The sequence below is a fragment of the Salipiger sp. PrR002 genome (genome assembly GCF_010500775.1).
Taxonomy (GTDB): domain Bacteria; phylum Pseudomonadota; class Alphaproteobacteria; order Rhodobacterales; family Rhodobacteraceae; genus Salipiger.
In genome coordinates this window covers 13,666-36,077 of record NZ_JAAGOU010000032.1, presented here as the reverse complement: position 1 = coordinate 36,077, position 22,412 = coordinate 13,666, and the positions used below count along the sequence as shown (strand labels likewise).

General features: G+C 65.6%; 20 protein-coding genes. 11 read left to right on the top strand and 9 right to left on the bottom strand.

Translation table 11 applies throughout. The features are described from left to right. Positions 1 to 35: 35 nt before the first annotated feature. Both G0A00_RS21625 and G0A00_RS21620 read left to right on the top strand, forming a co-directional pair. Positions 36 to 890 carry a phosphodiesterase gene (locus G0A00_RS21625; protein WP_164184512.1) on the top strand — a complete coding sequence of 285 codons (855 nt, stop codon included), beginning with the start codon at positions 36 to 38 and terminating at the stop codon, positions 888 to 890. Between the two features lie 8 nt (positions 891 to 898). Then, a complete protein-coding gene (locus G0A00_RS21620; RefSeq protein WP_368667738.1) occupies positions 899 to 1,666 on the top strand; it encodes an HAD-IIA family hydrolase in 768 nt (255 codons plus the stop codon). Between the two features lie 199 nt (positions 1,667 to 1,865). Here G0A00_RS21620 and G0A00_RS21615 read toward each other — a convergent pair whose 3' ends face one another. Then, positions 1,866 to 3,014, bottom strand: a complete 1,149-nt coding sequence (locus G0A00_RS21615; protein ID WP_164184514.1) for a YbfB/YjiJ family MFS transporter — start codon at positions 3,012 to 3,014, stop codon at positions 1,866 to 1,868. A gap of 270 nt (positions 3,015 to 3,284) precedes the next feature. Here G0A00_RS21615 and G0A00_RS21610 point away from each other — a divergent pair, with 270 nt between their 5' ends. Continuing rightward, positions 3,285 to 5,402 carry an acetate--CoA ligase family protein gene (locus tag G0A00_RS21610; protein ID WP_164184515.1) on the top strand — a complete coding sequence of 706 codons (2,118 nt, stop codon included), beginning with the start codon at positions 3,285 to 3,287 and terminating at the stop codon, positions 5,400 to 5,402. On the opposite strand, the gene G0A00_RS21605 is transcribed toward G0A00_RS21610, so the two are convergent. Further along, positions 5,393 to 6,148 (bottom strand): IclR family transcriptional regulator, encoded by a 756-nt coding sequence (locus G0A00_RS21605; RefSeq protein WP_164184516.1) that lies wholly within the window; start codon positions 6,146 to 6,148, stop codon positions 5,393 to 5,395. The genes G0A00_RS21610 and G0A00_RS21605 overlap by 10 nt on opposite strands. Next, on the bottom strand, positions 6,145 to 6,837 hold the full coding sequence (locus G0A00_RS21600; RefSeq protein WP_164184517.1) for an IclR family transcriptional regulator: 693 nt from the start codon (positions 6,835 to 6,837) through the stop codon (positions 6,145 to 6,147). The genes G0A00_RS21605 and G0A00_RS21600 overlap by 4 nt, the downstream gene beginning before the upstream one ends. A 174-nt stretch (positions 6,838 to 7,011) precedes the next feature. On the opposite strand from G0A00_RS21600, the gene G0A00_RS21595 reads away from it, so the two are divergent. The 7 genes from G0A00_RS21595 to G0A00_RS21565 all read left to right on the top strand — a co-directional run bounded on the left by G0A00_RS21595 (position 7,012) and on the right by G0A00_RS21565 (position 13,874). Then, on the top strand, positions 7,012 to 7,968 hold the full coding sequence (locus G0A00_RS21595; RefSeq protein ID WP_164184518.1) for a tripartite tricarboxylate transporter substrate binding protein: 957 nt from the start codon (positions 7,012 to 7,014) through the stop codon (positions 7,966 to 7,968). 33 nt (positions 7,969 to 8,001) lie between these two features. Beyond that, complete coding sequence (locus G0A00_RS21590; RefSeq protein ID WP_164184519.1) at positions 8,002 to 8,742, top strand: enoyl-CoA hydratase/isomerase family protein; 741 nt, start codon at positions 8,002 to 8,004, stop codon at positions 8,740 to 8,742. A 126-nt stretch (positions 8,743 to 8,868) separates the two neighbouring features. Further along, positions 8,869 to 9,285: a tripartite tricarboxylate transporter TctB family protein gene (locus G0A00_RS21585; protein WP_164214279.1), complete on the top strand. Its 417-nt coding sequence runs from the start codon at positions 8,869 to 8,871 to the stop codon at positions 9,283 to 9,285. Beyond that, a complete protein-coding gene (locus tag G0A00_RS21580) occupies positions 9,282 to 10,793 on the top strand; it encodes a tripartite tricarboxylate transporter permease (RefSeq protein ID WP_164184521.1) in 1,512 nt (503 codons plus the stop codon). Before G0A00_RS21585 ends, G0A00_RS21580 begins: the two co-directional genes overlap by 4 nt. Beyond that, a complete protein-coding gene (locus G0A00_RS21575) occupies positions 10,790 to 12,181 on the top strand; it encodes an FAD-binding oxidoreductase (protein ID WP_164184522.1) in 1,392 nt (463 codons plus the stop codon). Before G0A00_RS21580 ends, G0A00_RS21575 begins: the two co-directional genes overlap by 4 nt. Continuing rightward, positions 12,178 to 13,017, top strand: coding sequence for a sulfurtransferase (locus G0A00_RS21570; protein WP_164184523.1), 840 nt, complete (start codon positions 12,178 to 12,180; stop codon positions 13,015 to 13,017). The genes G0A00_RS21575 and G0A00_RS21570 overlap by 4 nt, the downstream gene beginning before the upstream one ends. Positions 13,018 to 13,160: 143 nt before the next feature. Further along, the gene (locus G0A00_RS21565; RefSeq protein ID WP_164184524.1) at positions 13,161 to 13,874 is read left to right on the top strand and encodes a transporter substrate-binding domain-containing protein; all 714 of its coding nucleotides are present in this window, start codon (positions 13,161 to 13,163) and stop codon (positions 13,872 to 13,874) included. 28 nt (positions 13,875 to 13,902) lie between these two features. Here the strand turns inward: G0A00_RS21565 and G0A00_RS21560 are convergent, their stop codons facing one another. The 5 genes from G0A00_RS21560 to G0A00_RS21540 form a co-directional block, all read right to left on the bottom strand. Beyond that, positions 13,903 to 14,937 (bottom strand): AbrB family transcriptional regulator, encoded by a 1,035-nt coding sequence (locus G0A00_RS21560; protein WP_164184525.1) that lies wholly within the window; start codon positions 14,935 to 14,937, stop codon positions 13,903 to 13,905. Between the two features lie 34 nt (positions 14,938 to 14,971). Then, the gene (gene acnA, locus G0A00_RS21555; RefSeq protein WP_164184526.1) at positions 14,972 to 17,581 is read right to left on the bottom strand and encodes an aconitate hydratase AcnA; all 2,610 of its coding nucleotides are present in this window, start codon (positions 17,579 to 17,581) and stop codon (positions 14,972 to 14,974) included. A gap of 105 nt (positions 17,582 to 17,686) precedes the next feature. Then, a complete protein-coding gene (locus G0A00_RS21550; RefSeq protein ID WP_164184527.1) occupies positions 17,687 to 19,225 on the bottom strand; it encodes a tripartite tricarboxylate transporter permease in 1,539 nt (512 codons plus the stop codon). 9 nt (positions 19,226 to 19,234) lie between these two features. After that, positions 19,235 to 19,666, bottom strand: coding sequence for a tripartite tricarboxylate transporter TctB family protein (locus G0A00_RS21545; RefSeq protein ID WP_164184528.1), 432 nt, complete (start codon positions 19,664 to 19,666; stop codon positions 19,235 to 19,237). A gap of 57 nt (positions 19,667 to 19,723) precedes the next feature. After that, positions 19,724 to 20,695 (bottom strand): Bug family tripartite tricarboxylate transporter substrate binding protein, encoded by a 972-nt coding sequence (locus tag G0A00_RS21540; RefSeq protein WP_368667737.1) that lies wholly within the window; start codon positions 20,693 to 20,695, stop codon positions 19,724 to 19,726. A gap of 138 nt (positions 20,696 to 20,833) precedes the next feature. On the opposite strand from G0A00_RS21540, the gene G0A00_RS21535 reads away from it, so the two are divergent. Further along, complete coding sequence (locus G0A00_RS21535; RefSeq protein ID WP_164184529.1) at positions 20,834 to 21,724, top strand: GntR family transcriptional regulator; 891 nt, start codon at positions 20,834 to 20,836, stop codon at positions 21,722 to 21,724. 75 nt (positions 21,725 to 21,799) lie between these two features. Here the strand turns inward: G0A00_RS21535 and G0A00_RS21530 are convergent, their stop codons facing one another. Next, positions 21,800 to 22,396 (bottom strand): TetR/AcrR family transcriptional regulator, encoded by a 597-nt coding sequence (locus tag G0A00_RS21530; RefSeq protein ID WP_164184530.1) that lies wholly within the window; start codon positions 22,394 to 22,396, stop codon positions 21,800 to 21,802. Positions 22,397 to 22,412: the final 16 nt, after the last annotated feature.

Below are 22,412 nucleotides of genomic sequence, written 5' to 3'. Positions count from 1 at the left end.
GCCCCTTCTCCCTCCCTTCGAACCGCGTGACCCTCATGAAATTCATCCATCTCACCGACACCCATGTCATCGGCGGCAACCGCACGCTCTATGGCGCCAACCCGGCCCGCCGCCTTGCGCTGGCGGTCGACAGCATCAACGCCGAGCACGGCGATGCCGCCTTCACCGTTGTCACCGGCGATCTGACCCATTGGGGCGACGCGGAGGCTTATACCGCGTTCGAAGCGCAGATCCGCCGCCTGTCGATGCCTCTGGTGCTGATGGTCGGCAACCACGACGACACCGCCGCATTCGCCGAGCGTTTCCCCGAGGTCGCGCGCGACCAGAACGGCTTTGTGCAGTCGCGCCGCGAGACGCCGCAGGGCACCTGCCTTTTCCTCGACACCAAGCAGCCCGGCACCCACGCGGGCGGCTATTGTGCCCAGCGCCTCGCCTGGCTGAAGCAACAGCTCGAAGAGACCGAAGGTCCGGTCTTCCTGTTCATGCACCACCCGCCTTTCCGCCATGGCATCAAGTCGATGGATGCGATCATGATGCACGACCACGACGCGTTCTGGCAGGTGATCGAGCCGCACCGCGCGCGGATCCGGCATCTGTTCTTCGGTCACGTCCACCGGGCGATCTTTGGCAATTGGCGCGGCATCTCTTATTCGTGCATGCGCGGGCTGAACCATCAGGTGGCCCTCGATCTCACTTCTGACGCTGCCAGCATTCCCGGCGATCTGGCCGAGCCCGCCTATGGCGTGGTGCTGGCCGATGCGGATTGCGTGACCGTGCACATGCACGAGTTTGCCAGCCGCGCGCCCCGCTTCGCGCTCAATGCGCCGGAAGGAGAGTTCGGCGAAGACTATGCGACCTCCATGGTGCATCCGGATTTCCGCGACCTATGACCTGCAGCGTGACCCAAGACATGGTCCATGGCGCGCCCATCCGGCGTGCCATGGAAGCGCGGGATCTGCTGAACGGCGCCGAGCGCATCCTGTGTGACCTCGACGGCTGCCTGATTTCCGGCAAGCGCGTTCTTCCGGGTGCCGAGGCGTTTGTGCAGCGCTACGCCGCACGCCTCATCCTCGTAAGCAACAATTCCACCGACACCACCCAGACCCTCGCAGAAAGGCTGGATGTGGCGGGGCTAGCGATTTCCGCAGATCGCATCATTCTGGCAGGCGAGACGGCGCTTGAGTTCGCCCGCAAAACCGCACCCTCTGGCCGGATCCTCCTGCTTGCGGGCGCCACGATGCAGCGCCGGGCGCTTGATATGGGACTGATGCCGCAGGCCGCTGCGCCAGAGGTGATTGTGCTCTGCCGGGACGCCACGCGCGGGCAGTTGGAAACCGCCATGCCGCTGCTTTCGGCAGGCATTCCGCTGATCGTCGCCAACCCCGATCTGACCCACCCCGGCGAGCATGGGCCTGTGATCGAAACCGGCGCGCTACTGGCCCTGCTGACCGCCTGCGTCCCGCAGCAGGACATGTATGTCGTGGGCAAACCTTCGGCGCATCTCTTCCAGACGGCGCTTGGCCCAGTCCCGCCCGGGAAAGCGGTCATGATCGGCGACAATCGCGATACCGATATCGCGGGTGCCCGCGCGCTGGGGATAAAGACCATCCATCTGGATGCGAGCGGCGCGCACACGGGCATTGCGGGAATTGCCAGCCTGATATGACAGCGGCGCCTTGAGCCACCATTCACGCGCGGAACTGGGCTTATCCGTTCCGCGTCAATGAAAGATCGCCAAGACATGCCGACGCCGCAAGCGTCCTGCTGACCGGAGATCTGAAGGGCGACGGCACCGGGGCCGCATACCGCCGCTTCGCCACGATCCTGCAGAGGCAGGCTCTGTCGTGGCAGGCGCTCCCCTGCAATCAGGACCGGCGGGTCAGATGCAACAGCAGCATGCCAAGACACATCAGCAGCGCAGCCAGCAGAAGCGCAAGCATGTAGCTGCCGGTGTGCCCGCGCAGCGCGCCGGTGACCAGCGGCCCGCCGACCTGCCCGATCCCATACATCAGCGTCATGCGGGCCATGGCGCGGCCCGGCTCCGCTGCCCGCATACCGGCCTCTGCCAGCGACAATGAGACTATGGCGATGAACGTGCCCCCAAAAAGCGCTGCAGACAGCACCGCCAGTGGCTGTGCTACCGGGAAGGCCAGCAGCAAAAGCGCAACGATCTGTACGGCGTAGCACCCTTTCAACGTCAGGTGAGAGCCGAACCGCCGCGCAAATGCAGAACCCGCGATGGCCCCGGCTGCGCAGGCGAGACCCAGCAGGACCCAGAAGAGATTGCTGCCAAGGATCGAGACATAAAATGTCGCGCCGACAGAGTAGCCCCATCCCGCGGTCAGATAGGCGAGGCCAAAGAGCCAGAACCATAGCGAGGGGCTGCCGGAGCGGTTCGGCACCTCGGGCCGCCCGCCCGAGCCCCCGGCCGCGGCTTGTATTGGTCTGGGCACCAGAAACCAACAGACCGGAGCCAACAGCACGGCCAGCCCGCCAAAGGTCAGCCATTGCGCGTCCCATCTGAGACCCGGCACCAACAGCGCCACAAGCCCGCTCAGCGAGATCCCAAGGCCGAGGCCCGCGAAATGCGGTGCAAGGTCCCGCGGCGCTCCGCGCGCAGTCAGCCAGCCAAGCAGAAATTCACTCGCCAGCAGCATCCCGGCGGCGCCGCTGGCTCCTGCCAAGAACCGCGATACGGCCCAGAGCACATTGTTCTCGGTCAGTGCCATGGAAAAGCAGGTGACGACCGACAGGATGATCCCGGCCTGATACAGCCGCCAGCGGATGGTTGGCGCGCGTATAAGGCTGAGCAACAGCGTCGCCGCAAGATAGCCAGCGTAGATCGCGCCACCAAGCAACCCGCCCGTCGCCGGTGAAAGCTCGGTCTGCTCGAGCATGACCGGCAAAAGCGGCGTCAGCGAGAACCGCGCGATGCCGATCGTCAGCAATTGCGCGGCGATCCCGCCCGCAAAAACCCACACCCGACCCGATCCCGTGCGACTGACCTGCTCCATCCCGCTCGTCCTGCCCAGTCATCTTTCTGCGTCGGCCAACCGACGCCGGGTCGAGCCAATCACAGACATCCTTGGGGCTGGAATTTTCCAGTCCCCGCTCCCGCTCGAGAGATGCATGACAGCCCGAACGGCGTTTGACGAGGCATAAAGCCTCTCCCGGTGCGCGAAGGCCCGCGCCGTCTCTTTTCTTGACAGGTCTCACCAGAATCCGGATGTTACTATATATGATACATCGTTCCATTTTTTGGAACGACGGAGGAGGAGAGATCATTGACCACCCGGCACGAGCCCATCAGCGTTGGGCGCATTATTGCGCCCCGTTCCATCGCCCTCGTGGGCGCCACCGAAGATTACGGGAAATTTGGCGGCCGCATCCTGCACCATCTGATCGAACATGGCTTTGATGGCGTCATCTACCCAATCAATCCCAAGCGCGAGACGGTCGCAGGCCTTACTTGCTACACGTCGCTGGCCGAACTGCCGGATGCACCCGACATCGCCGTTGTCGCGCTTCCTGCCGGGCTGCTCGAAGCCACCATTACCGCTTGTGGCGAGGCGGGTGTCGGCGCCTGCATTGTGATCACCGCGCAACTCGGCGAGTTCAGCGAGGAAGGCGCCGCGCTGGAGGCGCGCATCGTCGAGATCGCACGCAGTTACAACATGCGCATTGTTGGTCCGAACTGCATGGGCATGATCGTGCCCGGCGCAAATGTCGCGCTCTCCTCGACGCCGACGCTGCGCTACGCCCAACCGATGCGGCGCGGCAATGTCGCCTTCGTCAGCCAGTCCGGCGCGCTGATGGGCGCGCTCTTCGTTCAGGCCCATGACCATGGCGTTGGTCTGTCGGGGACGATCTCCATCGGCAATCAGGCGGACCTCGACCTTTGCGATTTCACCGAGGCCTTCCTCGAGCGGGACGACACAAAGGTTGTCTGCCTTTACATCGAGGGGCTGAAATCCCCGGAACGGTTCCGAGAGATCGCCCTCACCGCACGTGCGTCCGGCAAGCGGTTGATCGCTGTAAAGGCGGGACGGACCGAGGCCGGAACCGAGATGGCCAAATCTCATACGTCCAGCCTTGCAGGCTCATACTCGGCCTTCGAAGCGCTCTGCCGCGACTGCGGCGTGCTGCTGGTCGATGACCCGGACAGCATGATCATTTGCGCGGGCGTATTGGCCGCAAACCCCGGCATGGCCGAAGGCGGCGTCGCGACGATCTGCAGCTCGGGTGGCGGGGGGGCAATCATCGCGGACCGTTTCGCGCTCGCCGATATCCCGGTCGCCAGCTACTCTGAGGCCACCCGCCAGCGCCTCGACAGCGACTACCTGCGGTCTCACCAGAACAATCCGCTCGATCTGGGCGGGCACTTCGGGGGATTGGAGTTTCGCGTCTTCGAAAACGCGATCGAAGCGGTGTACGAGGATTCCGGCGTTGGCGCTTTCGCCTATGTCATGACGCCCCAGCCGCTGATGCCGCAAACGCTTGCCAAGCTCGTCGAGATCTATCGCCGCGCAGAGAAGCCGATGGTCTTTGTGCTCAACACCTCGCGCTTTGCCGAAGAGCAACGGCAAGCCCTGCTCGATGCCGGGCTGCCGTTCGTGACCCGCACCGACGACATGATCCGCGCGCTACGGCTGCTGCTCGACGACCGGGAGGCCCATGCACGCATGCGCCCGGAGACGCCAGTGCGGCTGGTCGAACGCGCGCTCCCAATCCCCCTGCCCGAGGGCTTTCTGACGGAACCGGAGGCCAAGGCGCTGATGGCGGGCTACGGCGTCGCGGTTCCGCGGGCCCAACTTACGGCCAGCCGCGAGGAGGCCGCCACAGCCGCACGCACGCTTGGCTATCCGGTCGTGCTCAAGGGCGTCGTGCCCGAAGTGGTCCACAAAAGCGATCTTGGACTGGTCAGGCCCGGGATCGCCGATGAGGCGGCGCTGCTCTTGGCTTGGGACGAGATCGCTGCGGCAATCGCTGCCGCCGCGCCGGGCACAGCCCCGCAGATCGACGTACAACAGATGATCGGCAGCGGGGTCGAACTGATCGCCGGGATCGTGAATGACGGCGATTTCGGACCGCAGGTGGTCATCGGCGCGGGCGGCATCCATGTGGAGCTGCTGCGCGACGTCGCACAGCGCGCGGCCCCCGTCTCCCCCGAGACGGCACAAGAGATGCTCGAAAGCCTGCGCATCTGGCCGCTTCTGAACGGCGCGCGGGGTGCAGAGCCCATGGATGTCTCTGCCGCCTGCGAGACCATCAGTCGTCTGTCGTGGATGGCCACCGATCTGGGACGGCACCTCGTCGATTTCGAGGTGAACCCGCTGCGCATTACCGGCAGCGGGGCGATTGCCCTCGACGGGCGCGGAACATTGCTGCCAGCTCAGCCCTGATTGAGCCCCCCCGGCCATGCCGCCTCGATCCGGGCGGCATGGTCACGCAGCAGCGCGACATAGCGGTGAAGCTCTTCATCGGACATTTGCGCCAGCGGCCCAGATGCGGTCAATGCCGCCACGACGTCGCCCAGACGGCCGCGCACCGGCACTGCAATGCCCTTGGCGTCCTGCTTGACCTCACCTTCGGTCGTGGCAAAGCCCTGCGCCCGCACCTTCTCCATCTCGGCCTCAAGCGCCTCCCGCGTCACAATCGTGCGCGGCGTCAGCGGCGCAAGGTTGGCCGCGACCATCTCGAACACCGCCGCAGAGCTGTAAGCCAGAAGCACCTTGCCCGCAGACACGGCCTGCAGCGGCTCGCGTGCGCCAAGGTGGGCAAAGGTGCGCACGAAGGCGCGACTCTCGATACGGTCTACGACGACGCAATGCGCGCCATCCCGAACGCTGAGCAGCACATTCGCCTCGACCTTGTCGGCCAGTTCCTGAACGATTGGATGCGCGGCGGTCACCAACCCATCCTGCGACACCCGGCTGGCACCGATCTGGAAGGCCTTGAGCGACATCTCATAAAGCGAACTGCCCTCGGCCTGCCGGACGTATCCAAGCTCCTGCAGCGTCTGCAGCATCCGCAGCGCGTTTGAGCGGGTCATCTCCGCCGCCGCAGACACATCCCGAAGCCGCATCGGCTCGCGCGCTTCCGACAGAATTTCCAGAAGGCGAAAGGCTTTTTCCACCGATTTGATCATGCGGCATCTCCGCCTAGGCCGTCTGGCAAAACCACCCCGGCGATATTGCGCGTAACCTCGTCTCGCACCGCAAGAATGCGCTGCTGCTGATCATGCCGCGTGACGTCGTACCGGGTGCTCGGCCCGCTGATCCCGAAGGCCCCGATGATCTGGCCCTGCACGCCAACAACCGGAGCCGCGATCTCGAAGGTGCGCCGCGCCGGATGATCACGAAGCACCACCAAGGCGCCGTGCCGCTCGGCGTTTTCGGGAAGCTCGGCGCCCGTCAGCACAAGCCCGAAAGCGGTGTCCGAGGCGCGCAGGCGATGGTTGTCGGGCATGACCGCAGCGGCCCCGGCGCGCGGCGCCGCGTTGGCGATGAAGACAACATCATCCCCCGACGGCAGGGCGAAATGCGCGCTCTCGCCCAGTTCAGCCGAAAGCGCCTCCACGAAAGGCAGGATCGCTCGGCGAAACGGAAAATTCGCCCGCGCCACGGCGCCAAGCTGCGGCAGCTTCCAAGACGGGTAGTAGCGGCGCAGCGTCGGATCAAACAGAAGATAGCCCGCCGACTGCAGCGATGTCAGCGTGCGATGGACATTGCTTTTCGTCAGCCCGACCTCACGCGACAGCTCGCTGATGCTGACGGGCCCGTCGGCCATCACCACATGCTCGAGCAGCGCCAAGCCTTTGATCAGTGTCTTGTCCATACAACCCCGTTTTTGCACCTGCCCCGCCAGATAACGAGGCTGGCGCGCCGCTGTCAATGTTCCAAATAATAGAACAGTATTTTCTATTGAGGGACAAATTTCTTGCTGCTAGGCTCGGATTCGTTCTGAGGAGGACCGGCGCCGCCTACGCGCTGAATTTTGGGAGGAGACACTATGACTTCGAAACTGTTCGCTGCGGCGGTCGGCATTGCCATGTCTGCACAGGCGGCCTTCGCGGCCGATGGCTGGCCGGACAAGGCAATCACCATGATCGTGCCCTACAACCCCGGCGGCACCACCGACCTTCTGGCCCGCATGGCGGCGGAGGCCATCTCGGCGGAAGTCGGGCAGCCGGTCGTGGTCGAGAACAAACCCGGTGCGGGCGGCGTGGTCGGAGCGACCATCGCGGCGCAGGCAAAGAATGACGGCTACACCATCTTCTTTGGCAACAACGCGACCAATGTCGTCCAGCCGCTGATCAACAAGGCGGTGCAATACGACCCGGTCGAAAGCTTCGATGGCATTGCCACCACCGCCAACGCCGCGACCTTCATCGGCGTGAACGCGGGCCTCGGGGTCGATGACCTCGACGGGTTCGTGGCCTACCTCAAAGAGCACGACAACACCAAGTATGGCACCGCAGGCGTCGGCTCGATGGGCCAGTTCACAGCCGAGTATTTCATGATGGAAACCGGCACCGACGCGACGCATATCCCTTATCAGGGATCGAACAACGCCATGGCGGCGGTGCTGGCGAACGAAGTGCAGTTCATGATCGACCCGGTGGTCCTGACACAGGCCGGCTCGGATAAGGTCAAGATCCTTGCCGCCATGATCCCCGAACGCCATCCCAACCTGCCCGACGTGCCGACGACATCTGAGCTTGGCTATGATCTGACGCTCTCGGGCTGGTTCGGCGTCTTTGCGCCTGAAGGCACGGATCCCGACGCCATCGCCAAGATGAGTGGCGCGCTCGAAGGCATGGTCGCCTCCGAGGCCTATCAGGAGCAGACCCTCAAGATGGGCCTTCTGCCCGAGTATCGCGACGCCGCGGCGACAGATGCCGTCGTGACAGCCGACCTCGAGACCTTCTCGGCGATCCGCGATGCCAGCGGCATCGCAATCGACTGACACACGCTTCCGGCCCCCGCAGGAGAAGACCTGATGTCCCAGCATGTACTTTACGAAGAGATCGACGGCGTCGCCGAGATCACCCTGAACCGTCCCGAGAAACGCAATGCGCTGACCGCCGAGATGTTCGACGATTTGCGCAGCTGCTTTCTGCGGTTCGAGCAGGGCGCGGCACGGGCCGCCATTCTCAAGGCAAGCGACGACAAGGTGTTCTCTGCGGGGGCCGACCTTACCGCGCCGCCCGCAGAGTTCTGGAAGGGCGTCCCCGAATTTGGCCTGCGCTGCGACAAGCCGATCATCGCGGCGATCAGCGGCAAGGCTATCGGCGCCGGGCTGACGCTTGCGCTGATGTGCGACTTCATCGTGATGACCCAGAGCGCCGAGTTGATCTACCCCGAGGCCAAGGTCGGCGTGGCCAAGGGCGCCATCACCGCCGCTGTGCGCCGCGGCCCGCTGCGGGTGGTGATGGAAATGATGCTGCTCGGCGATCCCATCAGCGCGCAGCGCGCCTATGAGACCGGAATGGCCAACCGCATCGTCCCAGAGGGCGAGCATGTCGCCGAGGCCCGTGCCATGGCCAGGCAACTCGCGGCCAATGCGCCGCTGGTGCTGAAGATGCTGAAACGCATGTCGTTGGACGCCGCTGGCGATGTGGCGATCCAGACGTTCTATGACAGCGAGATGCGCATCGCGGAAGTGCTTGGCAGCGAGGATGCCGCAAATGCGCTCGCCGCCTTCAAGGCAAAGCAAAAGCCCGTCTTCGAGGGGCGCTGACGCGGCACCCGCGTCCAAGGACATGCGCTAAGGAAAGGGGAGGTTCCGATGCGACACACCCAACACGGGGGCCGGTCGCGCCGCGCCCTGCAGGCTCTTACGTCCGTAAGCGGATTGGGTGGCCTGATGCTTCTGGCCGCCGCCGCCGTCGTGATTGCCCAAGTCAGAACCCTCAGCCTCGGAAGCGCCGCGGCGATGGGTCCGGGTTATTTTCCGGCAGCGCTGGCGGGGCTGCTGATCTTCTTCGGCGCGGTTCTTCTGGTCGAAGGCTGGCGTCACCCGGAGCAGCGGATCGTGCTCGGCCCGATCATGCCGGTGCTGCTGGTGCTGGGCAGTATTGTCGCCTTCGCGCTCACCCTCAAACTGCTGGGCGGTGCCATTGCGGTCCTGCTTGTGGTGCTTCTCTCGGCGCTTGCTGAGCCGCGACGCAGCCTGCGCGAAATGCTGGTGCTGGGCGCGATCGTCCTCGGGTTGGTCTGGCTGATCTTCGTGGTGGGGCTCGACCTGCAGATCACCATGCTGCCGAAGGGACTGGCATCATGATCGACAACCTGCTTCTGGGCTTTCAAGTCGCGCTGAGTGCCGAGACCCTGCTCTATTGCTTTATCGGCGTCTCGATCGGCATGTTCATCGGCGTGCTGCCCGGTGTCGGCCCGCTGGCCGCGATCTCGATGCTGCTGCCGATGACCTATTACGTCTCGCCGACCAGCGCATTGGTCATGCTGGCGGGCATCTACTACGGCGCGCAATACGGCGGCTCGGTGGCCTCGATCCTGCTGCGCCTGCCGGGCACGGCCTCCTCTGCGGTGATCTGTCTCGACGGTTACGAGATGACCAAGAAGGGCCGCGCCGGGTCGGCGCTGATGCTCTCGGCGCTCGCCTCTTTCATCGGCGGATCGATTGGCATTGTGCTGATGGCTGCCTTCTCTCCGGCGTTGTCGGATCTGGCCCTGCAATTCGGCTCGCAGGAATACTTCATGCTCATGGCGCTTGGTCTCGTCGCCGCCTCGACGCTGTCCGAGGGCTCGGCGATCCGCGGCCTTGCCATGGTTGTGGTCGGCGTGGCGCTGGGGCTGGTCGGGATCGACCTCACCTCGGGCGCCATGCGCTTCACCTATGGCAATTTCGAGCTGATGGACGGCGTCAGCCTCGTGGCCTCGGCCATGGGCCTCTTCGGCCTCGCAGAGATCCTCGCAAACATCGGACAGGGCGAGCGCGCCGCGCCGAGCAGCAAGATCACCCTGCGCTCGATGATGCCGACCCGAAAGGAGCTGCGCGACAGCTTCCCGGCAATCTGGCGCGGCTCGGCCATCGGCTCGTTCTTCGGAGCGCTGCCGGGGACGGGCTCGACCATCGCCTCGTTCTTTTCCTACGCCACCGAGAACCGCATCAGCCGCAACCGGGCCACCATGGGCCAAGGCGCTGTCGAAGGGGTCACCGGCCCCGAGGCCGCCAACAACTCTGCGGCGCAGACCGCCTTCATCCCCACGCTCACGCTCGGCGTGCCCGGCGACGCGGTGATGGCGCTGCTGCTTGGCGCGATGATGGTGCATGGGGTCACGCCCGGCCCGCAAATGCTGAGCCAGTCGCCCGACATGTTCTGGGGGTTGGTGGCCAGCTTCTGGCTCGGAAACCTGATCCTGCTGGTGTTCAACATCCCGATGATCGGGCTCTGGGTCGCCATGCTGCGCATCCCCTACCGCCTGCTATACCCGGCCATCGTCGTGCTGATCGTGATTGGCACCTATTCGATCCGCTACTCGATCTTCGACGTCTATCAACTGCTGGCCTTCGGCGTGCTTGGCTTCGTGCTGCGTGTTCTGCGCTTTCCCACCGCGCCGCTGGTGCTGGGCCTCGTGCTCGGCCCGCTGATGGAAGAGAACTTCCGGCGCTCGATGATGCTTTCGGACGGGCAGTTCTCGACCTTCCTCGCGCGCCCGATCTCTTGCGGACTGCTGATCGTCATCGTGCTGATCCTTGCCGCACAGCTGATCATGGCACTGCGCGCACAGCGCCGCTCCGAAACCGATAAGGAAACCACCACCTCATGACGCTTCCCCAGACTCTTGCCGGGCAGCTTGCCGACCTTCTTGGAGACCGGTTCACCGAAGGGCGCTCCGACCGCGACAATCACGCGGGCACCGAGGCGCATCACGACGCGATGCCGCCCGATGCCGTGGCCTACCCTGTGAGCACCGAGGAGGTCGCCGCGGTCCTTCGCGCCTGCCGCGAAGCACAGGTGCCGGTGATCGCCCATGGCGCGGGCTCTTCGCTCGAGGGCAACGCCTCCGCGCCGCAGGGGGGTCTCTGCCTCGACATGACCCGCATGGACCGGATCGTCGCCGTCCGCCCCGAGGACATGGATTGCACGGTCGAGGCGGGCGTCACCCGCGAGGCGCTCAACGCCCATCTGCGCGACACCGGGCTGTTCTTCCCGGTTGATCCGGGCGCCAATGCCACGCTCGGCGGCATGGCGGCGACCCGCGCGTCGGGCACCAACGCGGTGCACTACGGCACCATGCGCGAGAACGTGCTGAGCCTCACCGTGGTCACCGCCGAAGGAGAGATCATCCGCACCGCCCGCCGCGCCCGCAAGTCGAGCGCCGGCTACGACCTGACACATCTCTATCTCGGGTCGGAAGGCACGCTCGGCATCATCACCGAGATCAGCCTGCGTCTCTATGGCAGGCCCGAAGCGACCATGGCTGCGATCTGCACATTCCCCGATGCCACATCCGCCAGCGAGACCGCGGTGGAGGCGATCCAGATGGGTCTGACACCGGCGCGGATGGAATATCTGGACGCGGGCTGCATCCGCGCGGTGAACGCCTATTCGCAGCGCAACGACACAGAGGCCGACACGCTCTTTGTCGAGTTCATCGGCTCCCCGGAAGGGGTGCGCGAGCAGGTCGCGCTTTTTGAAGAGCTTGCCTCCGCCAACGGCGGCGAGGACTTCCGCTGGGCCAAAGAAGAGGAGGCGCGCAACCGTCTCTGGCGCGCCCGGCACACCGCTTACACCGCGACCGTCGCGCAGCGCCCCGGCGCGCGGGGCTGGGCGACGGATGTCTGCGTGCCGCTTTCGGCGCTGCCCGCCTGTATCGACCATGCCAAGACGCTGCTGGCAGACTGCCCGGTGCCCGCCTCGATCATGGGGCATGTGGGCGATGGCAACTTTCACGTGGTCTTTGCCATGGACCCCGACGCTCCGGACGAACGGGCGCTGCTGGCCAAGCTCAATGCCAAGATGGTCGCCGAGGCGCTGTCGCATGAGGGCACCTGCACCGGCGAGCATGGTGTCGGGATCGGCAAGCAGAAATACATGGCCGATGAGCACGGCCCGGCGCTCGACATCATGCGGCGCGTCAAGGCAGCCCTAGACCCTGACAATCTGATGAACCCCGGAAAGGTTCTTCCCCCTGCACAAGAGGCCCGGACATGACCGCCCCCTTTATCGACCCCCTGATTGACCCGGCAGAGCTTACCGAAAGTCTCGACACTGTCGTCATCCTCGATGCCACCTATTACCACCCTCCCGATCCGGAACGCAGCAGGCGCGATGTGTCCACGCTGCGCATTCCGGGGGCGCAATTGTTCGAGATCGACGAGATCGCGGACACCTCGGCCCCGCTCGCGCATATGATGCCCGATGCCGAACGCTTCGCCGCTGCGATGGCCGAGCTTGGCATCGACGGCACGCGGCCCGTTGTGGTCTACGACCGAAGTGCGGCGCATTTCTCGGCCCCACGGGTCTGGTATACGCTCAGGCTGTTCGGCGTGCCGGATGTGCGCGTGCTGAACGGCGGGCTCGCGCGCTGGAGGGCAGAGGGATATGAGACCGCTTCCGGCGCCCTGCCCGAACGCGAGCCGGTCGCGCGGCAAAGCTGGACCCCCGAGCTTTCGCGCGTGCTGGATGGCAGCGCCATGGCGGACACGGTCGCCCGCGGCGGCGCGATCATCCTTGATGCGCGCCCAGAAGGCCGGTTCTTCGGGCGCGACCCCGAGCCGCGCGCGGGGCTCATCTCGGGCCATATGCCGGGCGCGCGCAGCCTGCCGTTCACCGAACTCACCGACGCCGAGGGGCAGTTCCTCGCGCCCGAGGTGCTGCGAGAGCGGATCGGCGACGGACCAGAGCGCGGCACGATCGTCACCTGCGGCTCGGGCATGACCGCCTGTGCACTCGCGCTCGGGCTGGCCCGCATTGGCCGCGAGGCGACCTTGTACGATGGCTCTTGGGCGGAATGGGGGACCGGGGACCTTGGTCCGATCACGACCTGACAGTCCTCCGAGCTTGCCGCGCACGCCCCAGCGGGCGCGGCTCTCACCCAAGCTGGTGCAATCGCAGGCACACCCGCTGAATTGAATTGTCCACTTTCACTTTTGGTCTTACATATACCAAAAACCATAAATGGACAAAACTTATGCCATCAGAGAATTCCGCAAGCGCCGCCCCGCTGCGCGTCGCCCTGAACCACGGCAACTTCGTGCTGGTCGGGCGCGACGAGGATGGTCAGGCCAAGGGCATCAGCGTCGATCTGGCACGCGCCTATGCGGCGTCCCGTGGCCGCGAGATCGTCTTTGTGGAATACAACCGCGCCGTCGACGTCTCCTCCTCCGCCAGCGATGACGAATGGGACGTCTGCTTCCTCGCGGTTGACCCGGAGCGCGCCAAGACCATCGCCTTTACCGAGCCCTACGTGCGGATTGAGGGCAGCTATCTTGCGGGCCCGGCCTGTGACGCCGCTGACGCGGGTGCCCTTGTCGCCTCGGGTCTGCCCGTGGGGTCGGTGCGCGGGAGCGCCTATTCTCTGACACTTCAGCGCAAGCCCGGTGCCGAGCATCTTCAGCTCTACGAAACGCTGCAGATGGCGCTTGAGGCGATGGACCGGGGCGAGGTCAGCGCCGCGGCCGGTATCCGTCAGGCCATGGCGCATGAAGCCAGCACCCGCCCCGGCAGCCGTGTGCTCAGCCCGCCCTTTATGGAAATCCGTCAGGCTATGGCCATGCCGCAGGGACGGCCCCAGGCCTCGGCTGATCTGCAGGCCTTCCTGACCGACGCGCTGCGCGACGGCACCGTGGGTGAGATTCTCGAACGGCACGGCGTGTCGCGCGACTGCGCGATCATTCCCGGCTGACGAAAGGCTCTGCGCCGGGGCTGGCCGATCAGCGGCTGGCCCGGCGCACCAGCGGACTCGACGCCCCCAGCGACAGCAGCACCCGCAACACGTGGTGTAGCCCGACAAAGGCCACCTCGCGCCCCATGGCGATGGCGATCAGCGACATTTCCGCCAGCCCTCCGGGCGCATAGGCCAGCATCAGCGACAGCCGGTCTGCGCCGATCCAGCCCGACATCAGCAGCGACGCCGCGACCGCCAGCGATATCTGCACGGCCACCACCGAGCAGGCGGCCCCCGCCATGGCGGCGAGGCTGCGCAAGCTGAGGCCGAGAAAGCGCGCGCCGACGTTCATCCCGATCACCAGTTGGATCAGTGTCGAGACCGCGCCGGGAACGACAAAGGCCGTCAGCCCCGACAGGTGCAGCGCCGCGCAGAGCACCAGCGGCACGAGGATCAGCGGCGCGGGCACCCGTGTGTGCCGGTCTGCAAGCACACCCGCGAGGATACAGGCGGCGAACCATCCCCAATCCGCCAGCGTCATCGGCGCATGCTCGGGCGCTCCGGCGCGGTCGATGGTGATGCCGAAGATCAGCGTCGCAAGGATCGGGATTGTCAGGATCGACAGCGCGATCCGCAGCGTGTGCACGACGGCCACGCGGCGCTGATCCGCGCCCGCCTGCTCGCCGAGCAGGATCATCTCGGTGATGCCGCCGGGCATGGAGCAGAGCGTCGCTTCGACCTTTGAGAACCTCGCAACCCGCGACAGAAGCTGGAAATTGATCAGCCCGCCAAGCACGATCACGATGAACATGCACAGTACCGAGGGCCACCATTGCGCCGCCCCGGTGACGATGGAGGGCGTGACCGACGCGCCGAGCAGCGTGCCGACCGAAGCTTTGACCCAAGGCACGAGCGGCCTTGGCTGCTCGGCGGGAAGCCGCAGGAAAGCCGCCGCGATCATCGTCAGCATTGCGCCCAGCAGCCAGCCGAGCGGGACGCCGAGCCGATCAAGGGCGGCGCCCGCGGCTCCGGCGACAAGCACCGTGAGCGAGGTGCGCAGCAGTCCGGAAGGCAAGGTCAATGCCGCGCCCTCCGTTCAGACCACGCGAAAGGGCTCATGCCGAAAGACTATCGCCAGCCCGGCTCAGCTGCTCGGCAAGGATCTTCGGCAGCACGCCCCCGGCGCGTAGGGTTTCGATCTCTTGCTCGGTCTCGACCGCCACACGACCTTCGATCCGGCGGATTAGATCGCCGCGGGTCACCACCACCTCGGTCTTCTGCCGCGGCTGAAGCCCGTCCGCCTCGACGCAGAGCGAGACCTCGTCGGCAAGCTGCAGCCCGCCCTCGCTGGGGATGAACCCGTCGGTGATCTCGATCGGCAGGATGCCCATGCCGATCAGGTTGGTGCGGTGAATGCGCTCGAAGCTGCGGGCGATCACCGCCCGCACCCCAAGCAGCGCCGCGCCCTTGGCGGCCCAGTCGCGGCTCGAGCCCATGCCATAGCGCTCGCCTGCAAAGATCACCACGGGGGTGCCCTCGTCCTCGAAACGCTCGGCGGCCTCATGCAGCTTCAGCACCTCGCCTGTGTCGCTGCGCAGATGCGCTGGCGGCAGGTCGGGGTTGAGATGGTTGATCGCCGAGCGGTTGGTGAAGAGCCCGCGCAGCATCACCTCCCAGTTGCCGCGATAGCTGGCATAGACGTTCAGGTTCTTGGGATCACCGCCACGCTCGATCAGCCAAGTGCCGGCGGCGCTCTCGGGATCGATCCAGCCTGCGGGCGAGATGTGGTCGGTGGTCATGTCGTCGCTGAGCACCAGCAGCGGTCGGGCGGTCATCTGGCCGAGCGACGTGGTGCTGGCGGCGCGGGCGAATTTCGGACGGCGCAGGTTGCGCGACTCCGGATCCCATGGGAAGCGCGCCGTCGCCGGGGCGGGCAGCGCGGCCCAGTCGCGGTTCTCGAGCGCGGTGCGGAAATCGGCGTGCACATCTTCGGCCCGGAAGGCGCGCTCCATCGCGGCCTCGATCTCCTCGGCGCGCGGCCAAAGGTCGGAAAGATAGACCGGCGCGCCCGCTGCGTCATGCCCAAGCGGATCGCGGGTGATGTCGGCGCGCACATGGCCCAGCAGAACAAAGGCCACGACCATCGGCGGCGAAGCAAGAAAGCCGAGGTCGAGCTTGGCGTGCACCCGGCCCGGGAAGTTGCGGTTCCCCGAGAGCACTGCGGTCACCGCCTTGCCCTCGGCGAGCGCGTCCTCGACGGCCTCGGGCAGCGGGCCGGAGTTGCCGATGCAGGTGGTGCAGCCAAAGCCGACGATGCCGAAGCCCACGGCCTCGAGGCCGCTCAGCAGCCCCGCGCGCGCCAGATAGCTGGTGGCCGAGGGCGATCCCGGGGCCAGCGAGGTCTTGACCCAAGGCGCGGGGCTCAGGCCGCGCTCTTGTGCCTTGCACGCCAGCAGACCGGCGGCGATGAGCAGGCGCGGGTCCGAGGTGTTTGTGCAGCTGGTGATCGCCGCGACCCCGATGCCGCCGTCGGGCAGCTCGGCAGGGCGCTCGGTCAGCGCAGGCAGGTCGCGTCCCACGGCCTTTTCCACCGCCTCGCGGGCGGCGCGGGCGGGCAGACTGTCCTGCGGGCGGCGCGGACCGGCGAGCGTCGCCTCGAGCGTGCCCAGATCGAGCGCAATTTGCCGGTCGAAATGCGGCGCGGCCTCGGGGTCGAACCAAAGGCCCATTGCGCGGAAGGCGGGCTCGATGGCCGCGGTCAGCGCCTCGGGGCGGCCGGTGCGCTTGAGGTAGGCGACCGAGTTGGCATCGGCGGGGAAGAAACCGGTGGTGGCGCCATATTCGGGCGCCATATTGGCGATCACCGCGCGGTCATCCGCGGTCAGTGTCGTCACGCCCGGCCCGTAGAATTCCACATAGGCGGCGGTGACGTCGAGCACGCGCAAGCGGTGGGTCAGCTCGAGCGCGAGGTCGGTGGAGGTCACGCCCTCCGGCAGGCGGCCATCGAGCCGCACGCCGATCACCTCGGGCATCGCCAACGAGACGGTCTGGCCGAACATCACGCTTTCCGCCTCGAGCCCGCCGATCCCCCAGCCAAGCACGCCGATGCCGTTGATCATCGGCGTATGGCTGTCGGTGCCAAGCATCATGTCGGGATGGGCGCGGCCATCGGTGCCGATCTCCAGCAGCGTGGCGTATTGTTCGAGGTTGAGCGTGTGCATGATGCCGGTGCCCGGCGGGTTCACATGCACCGTCTCCATCACCTCTGAGGCCCATTTCATAAAGCTGTAGCGCTCGGCATTGCGGGCGATCTCGTTGCGCAGGTTGACCTGCGGCGCGCCGGCGCGGGCAAAGACATCCACCGCCAGCGAGTGATCGACCGACACTTCGACGGGCAACGAGGGCGCCAGCACCGAAGGGTCCGCCCCCGCCTCGGCCAGCGCATCGCGCAGCCCGGCGATATCGGCCAGCGCCGGGGTGCAGGTGGTGTCATGCATCAGCAGCCGGTTGGGCCGGTACATGAGTTCGAACCCTGAGTACTCGCCGCGCAGCTTCTGCTCGAGTGCTTGGCGCAGTTCTTCGGCATCGCCCCCGCAGCGCAGGTGGTTTTCCGCAAGCAGGCGCAGCACATGGGGCAGCCGGTCGAGCAGACCGCCAAGGAGTTCGGGCAGATCGGTCACCACCAGCGATGCGCCGGAGGTCTGGACGGAGCGGGAGGCCACCATATCAGGGTCCTTGAATCTTGGTCCGGCCTTGCGCCGGTCGTTGGAATTGCCCGGCACTCTGGCCGGGAGGCACGGGGCGCTGCCACGCCCCGTGCAAAGGTCGGATCAGTCGCCGACGGCGATCTCGTCGCTCTCTTCGGCAATCGCCTTCTTCACCTTGCGACCAAAGACCATCGGCGCAACGAAGCCGATGATGGCCAGCACCCAGAGGGTGATCGCGAGAGGGCTGCCGACAAGGGTCAGCCAGTCGCCGTCCGACAGGGTCATGGCGCGGCGCAGGTTCACTTCCATCTCGTTGCCGAGCAGGATGCCAAGGATGATCGGCACCAGCGGAATGTCGAGCTTGCGGAACAGCCAGCCGACGACGCCGAAGAGCACCATCAGGATCAGATCGAAGGACGAGCCCGAGATGCCGTAGATGCCGACAAAGCTGACCATCGCCACCAGCGGCATCAGGATGTGCACCGGCACCAGCAACACGCGGCTGAACAGACCCACCAGCGGGATGTTGAGGATCAGCAGCATCACGTTGGCGATGAACAGCGCCGCGATCAGGCCCCAGACCACGTCGGGGTTCTGCGAGAAGAGCAGCGGGCCGGGGGTGATGTTGAGCGAGAGCAGCACCGCGAGCAGCACCGCCGTGGTGCCCGAGCCCGGCACACCCAGCGCCAGCATCGGCACAAGCGCACCACCGGCTGCGGCGTTGTTGCCGACCTCAGGAGCCGCGACGCCGCGCGGGTCCCCCTTGCCGAAGGTCTTGCCGCTGGGATCGACGATCTGCTTTTCGACCGAGTACGACAGGAACGAGCCCAGCGAGGCCCCTGCCCCGGGCAGCACGCCCGACAGGAAGCCGATGATCGTGCTGCGCCCGAAGGTCGGGATACAGCTGCGGATCATGCTCCACGGCGCGACGATCCGGCCGATCTTGCCGATGCTCTCATCCTTGTGGGCATCGCTGCCACGGTGCTCGAGGAAGACAAAGACCTCGGACAGGGCGAAGAGCCCGACGATGGCGATCAGGAAGTCGATGCCGTCAAAGAGGTGCACTTCGCCGAAGGTGAAGCGCTGCACGCCGGTCTGCGTGTCGACGCCGATCATCGCGATCGCAAGGCCGAAGGCGGCGGCGAAAGCGGCCTTGGCCTGGTTGGTCGACGAGATGCCGCCGAGAGTGGCAAATGCGATGGTGAACAGCGCGAAGTATTCCGCCGGTCCGAAGAGCAGCGCGATCTTCACCAGCTGCGGCGCCAGCAGCGCGAGGCCAAAGGTCGCGGCGATGGCGCCGATGAACGACGCGATGCCCGAGAGCGACAGCGCTTCGCCCGCCATGCCCTTGCGGGCCATCGGGTAGCCGTCGAGACAGGTCATCATCGCCGGCTCGTCACCGGGGATGTTGAGCAGGATCGAGCTGATCCGCCCGCCGTACATAGCCCCGTAGTAAACCGAGGTCATCAGGATCAGCGAGGGCAGCGGCCCAAGCCCGATCGAGAAGGCGATGGGGATGAGGATCGCGACGCCGTTGGCCGGACCGAGGCCCGGAAGCGCGCCCATCATCGTGCCGAGGAAGGCGCCAAGCAGCGCAATCCCGAGGTTCGAGAAGGTGAGAGCGGCGTCGAAGCCGACGCCGAGAGACGAAAGAAATTCCATGTGCTGACCTCAGATGCCGAGCGCACCCACGGCCAGCGAGAGGCCGAGCACGAGTTTGAAGACGACCCAGATGCCGATCGAAAGACCAACGCCGGTCAGCACGGCGCCGACGGGCGTGCCGCCAAGGCGCCAGCTCATGTAACCGGCGGCGAGCGCGGTGCAGATCAGGAAGCCCAGCTTGGGCAGCAAGATCGCGTAGAGCAGGCAGACCGCGATGGCGAAGCCGATTTCGGCCAGCCGGTTCAGCGAGGGCCAGACCGGCTCGGGGTCAGGCCGGAAGATGAACCAGATCGAGCAGATCGCGATGATCACGCCGATGATGATGGGGAAGGTGGCGGGGCCGACGACATCGGCCATGAAGCTTTCGGGAATGATCGTGGCAGCCCAGATGTAGAAGGCAGCAAGGGCAAGCCCAATTCCCCCCATGATGCGATCGCTCATGCGGTGTCCTCTCAAGATGAGGGGCGGCCGGAGAACCCTCCCCGGCCTGCCGATGATTTACTGGATGAGACCGATTTCCTTGGAGAGCGCGCGGATCTCGGCGACGTTCTCTTTCACGAATTCCTCGGCGTCGGCGCCGAAGAGGTCGAGCGGCTCGATGCCCTGATCCGCGCGGATCTTCTGGAACTCTTCCGAGGCGACCATCTTCTGGATCATCTGGTTCCAGGACTCGTAGGTTTCATCGGAGATGCCCTTGGGCACGTAGAGACCGCGCCAGTTCGGACCGGTCACGTCGTAACCCTGCTCGATGGCGGTGGGGAACTGGTCGAACTGCTCGAGCCGCTCGGGCGAGAGCACCGCGACGATGCGCATGTCACCGGCCTCGACGAAGCCGCGCACTTCCGAGAAGTCACCCGAGAAGGCGGTGATCGAGCCGCCGAGAACCTGAGTCATGGCCTCGCCGCCACCCGAGAAGGCAACGTATTTGACCTGACGCACGTCCTCGAGCTCGGCGACCTTGGCCAGCTTCAGGATCTTCAGGTGGTCATAGCCGCCGACCGCGGAGCCACCGGCGAAGGACACCGAACGCGGGTCGGCTTTCATCTTCTCGACCAGCTCGGACAGGTCGTCGATCTCGCTGTCCGCGGCCACGGCGATGACGCCATATTCCGCACCGAAGGAGGCGAGCCAGCGCACGTCATCCTCGTCCGCGCCGGGGAAGGCGCCTTGTGCGAGACGGGTGGTGGTGCCGTTCGAAGCGGCGATCAGCAGCTTCTCGTCTTCGTTGCGCTTCGAGACAACATGGGCATAGGCCACGCCGCCACCGCCACCGGTCATGTTGGTGACCTGCATGGTGCCGTCGATCAGATCCTCGTCACGCAGAACCTTTGCCACGGTGCGGCAGATGAAGTCCCAGCCACCGCCCGGCGCGGCCGGTGCGATGCATTCGGTGTTCGAGGGCTTGTCCTGCGCGAAGGCAGGGACGGCGACAACCACAGCCAGAATGGCTGCTCCAAAGGTACGATACACGATTGGCTCCTCCCAAAGATTGTGTGCGACTCTGTTTGGACTTTCGTATCCAAAAATGCAATCCTTTTTCGAGCGCGACCGGATCTTGCCGATTGCCCGGTCGGCGCGCTATCTGCTTTCGGTGGAGGACCCGAGCCCATGCGCACTGCCGATCTTGCTGAAAAAATCTCCGGCCGCCTGTCGATGGACATCGCGGAGGGGCAGTTTTGCGCAGGCGACAAGATGGGCACGCAGGCGCTGGCCGACCGCTATGGCGTCTCGCGCACCCCGGTGCGCGCCGCGCTGTCGCTGCTTGCCGAGCGTGGCGTTCTGGAGCAGATGCCCAACCGGGGGTTCTTCGTCAGAGAAAACATCCCCGAAGGCGCGCTGGTCAGCGCTGGCAAGGACGAGCTGTCGCAGGAATATCAAGCTCTTGCCGAGGATTGGATCCGCGACCGCATTCCCGAAGAGATGACCGAATTTGCGCTGCGGGACCGCTATGGCTGGACCAAGATGCGCACCGCCGAGCACCTCGCTCGCGCGCAGCGCGAAGGCTGGGCCGAGCGCAAGGACGGATACGGCTGGCGCTTTCTGCCGGTGGCCAAGACGCCGGAGGCCTTCAATCAGATCTACCGCCTGCGCATCGCACTGGAGCCTGTCGCGCTGCTCGAGCCGACGTTCAAAATCAATCACGCGCGGCTGGCCGAACTGCGAGAAGTCCAGCAACGGCTGATCGAAACGGATCCGGACGTGATGCCCAATGAGACGATCCTTGGCCACGGCGCATCCTTCCACGAGGCGTTGGTCGAGATGTCGGGCAACCCATTCTTTCTGATCTCGCTCGAACGGGTGAACCGCATGCGCCGACTGATGGAGTATCGCGCAAGGGTCGACCGCGCCCGGCTGCAGAACGAATGCGGCGAACACCTAGAAATTCTCTCGCTGCTTGATGCGGAGAAGGTTCTCGAAGCCTCGGAGCGGCTGCGCCGGCACCTGCAGGACGCGCATGATCGCAAGGCGCCTCAGGCCCGGGCTTGGGCAGAGCGATAAGGCGCGCTTTGCCCGCATGTGGCGCCGCGACAGAAGCTGATCGGAAATGGGCAGCGGCGCATTACGCCTGCGGTATCAAGATGTGCAGCGCAGCCCAGCGATGAGCGTGTGAAGAACGGCGCGCATCCGGTCCTCGATCTCTTCCGCCTCTGTATCGAGATATTCCAGCACCAACCGCGGGTGGTTGAAACCATACATGGCCGATTGCACCAGCCGTGCCGCATGGGCGGGGTCTTTTAGCTCGGGGATCGCTTGCTTCAGCAGCACTGCCATCTGGTCACGCCAGATGGCCTTGTAGCGCTGCACCACATCGCGCAGCCGGTCGGTGGCTTGGCAATAGGCCTCATAGAGTTCGGGATCCGACACCGCCGCCGCACGCTTCAGGCGCAATCGCTGGATCAGCCAAGCCTCAAGCCGCTCTTCAGGGGTGCCGGGACCGGCAACGGCGGCGCGCAACTCTTCATGGGCCATGTCCAGCCAATGGCCGACAACCGCGTCAAGGATCGCGGCCTTGCCCGAAAAATGACTGTAGAGCGCGGCATGGCTGACACCCAGTTCAGCGGCAACGTCGGTGACCCGCAGCTTGCTGTAGCCAACCGCTTTGATGCGCTGGTTGGCGACCTCGACTGCACGGCGTTTCAGCTCTTCAGGGGCAAGTCCCGTTCGCGGCATCGTTCTGAGCCCTTTC

Excerpts from the sequence above, each read along its gene's own strand:
- G0A00_RS21565 (WP_164184524.1), top strand. The coding sequence starts at position 13,161 with ATGCCATCAGAGAATTCCGCAAGCGCCGCCCCGCTGCGCGTCGCCCTG.
- G0A00_RS21550 (WP_164184527.1), bottom strand. The coding sequence starts at position 19,225 with ATGGAATTTCTTTCGTCTCTCGGCGTCGGCTTCGACGCCGCTCTCACC.
- G0A00_RS21530 (WP_164184530.1), bottom strand. The coding sequence starts at position 22,396 with ATGCCGCGAACGGGACTTGCCCCTGAAGAGCTGAAACGCCGTGCAGTC.
- G0A00_RS21575 (WP_164184522.1), top strand. The coding sequence starts at position 10,790 with ATGACGCTTCCCCAGACTCTTGCCGGGCAGCTTGCCGACCTTCTTGGA.
- G0A00_RS21625 (WP_164184512.1), top strand. The coding sequence starts at position 36 with ATGAAATTCATCCATCTCACCGACACCCATGTCATCGGCGGCAACCGC.
- G0A00_RS21615 (WP_164184514.1), bottom strand. The coding sequence starts at position 3,014 with ATGGAGCAGGTCAGTCGCACGGGATCGGGTCGGGTGTGGGTTTTTGCG.
- G0A00_RS21585 (WP_164214279.1), top strand. The coding sequence starts at position 8,869 with ATGCTTCTGGCCGCCGCCGCCGTCGTGATTGCCCAAGTCAGAACCCTC.
- G0A00_RS21570 (WP_164184523.1), top strand. The coding sequence starts at position 12,178 with ATGACCGCCCCCTTTATCGACCCCCTGATTGACCCGGCAGAGCTTACC.
- G0A00_RS21605 (WP_164184516.1), bottom strand. The coding sequence starts at position 6,148 with ATGATCAAATCGGTGGAAAAAGCCTTTCGCCTTCTGGAAATTCTGTCG.
- acnA (WP_164184526.1), bottom strand. The coding sequence starts at position 17,581 with ATGGTGGCCTCCCGCTCCGTCCAGACCTCCGGCGCATCGCTGGTGGTG.
- G0A00_RS21545 (WP_164184528.1), bottom strand. The coding sequence starts at position 19,666 with ATGAGCGATCGCATCATGGGGGGAATTGGGCTTGCCCTTGCTGCCTTC.
- G0A00_RS21600 (WP_164184517.1), bottom strand. The coding sequence starts at position 6,837 with ATGGACAAGACACTGATCAAAGGCTTGGCGCTGCTCGAGCATGTGGTG.
- G0A00_RS21580 (WP_164184521.1), top strand. The coding sequence starts at position 9,282 with ATGATCGACAACCTGCTTCTGGGCTTTCAAGTCGCGCTGAGTGCCGAG.
- G0A00_RS21590 (WP_164184519.1), top strand. The coding sequence starts at position 8,002 with ATGTCCCAGCATGTACTTTACGAAGAGATCGACGGCGTCGCCGAGATC.
- G0A00_RS21595 (WP_164184518.1), top strand. The coding sequence starts at position 7,012 with ATGACTTCGAAACTGTTCGCTGCGGCGGTCGGCATTGCCATGTCTGCA.
- G0A00_RS21535 (WP_164184529.1), top strand. The coding sequence starts at position 20,834 with ATGCGCACTGCCGATCTTGCTGAAAAAATCTCCGGCCGCCTGTCGATG.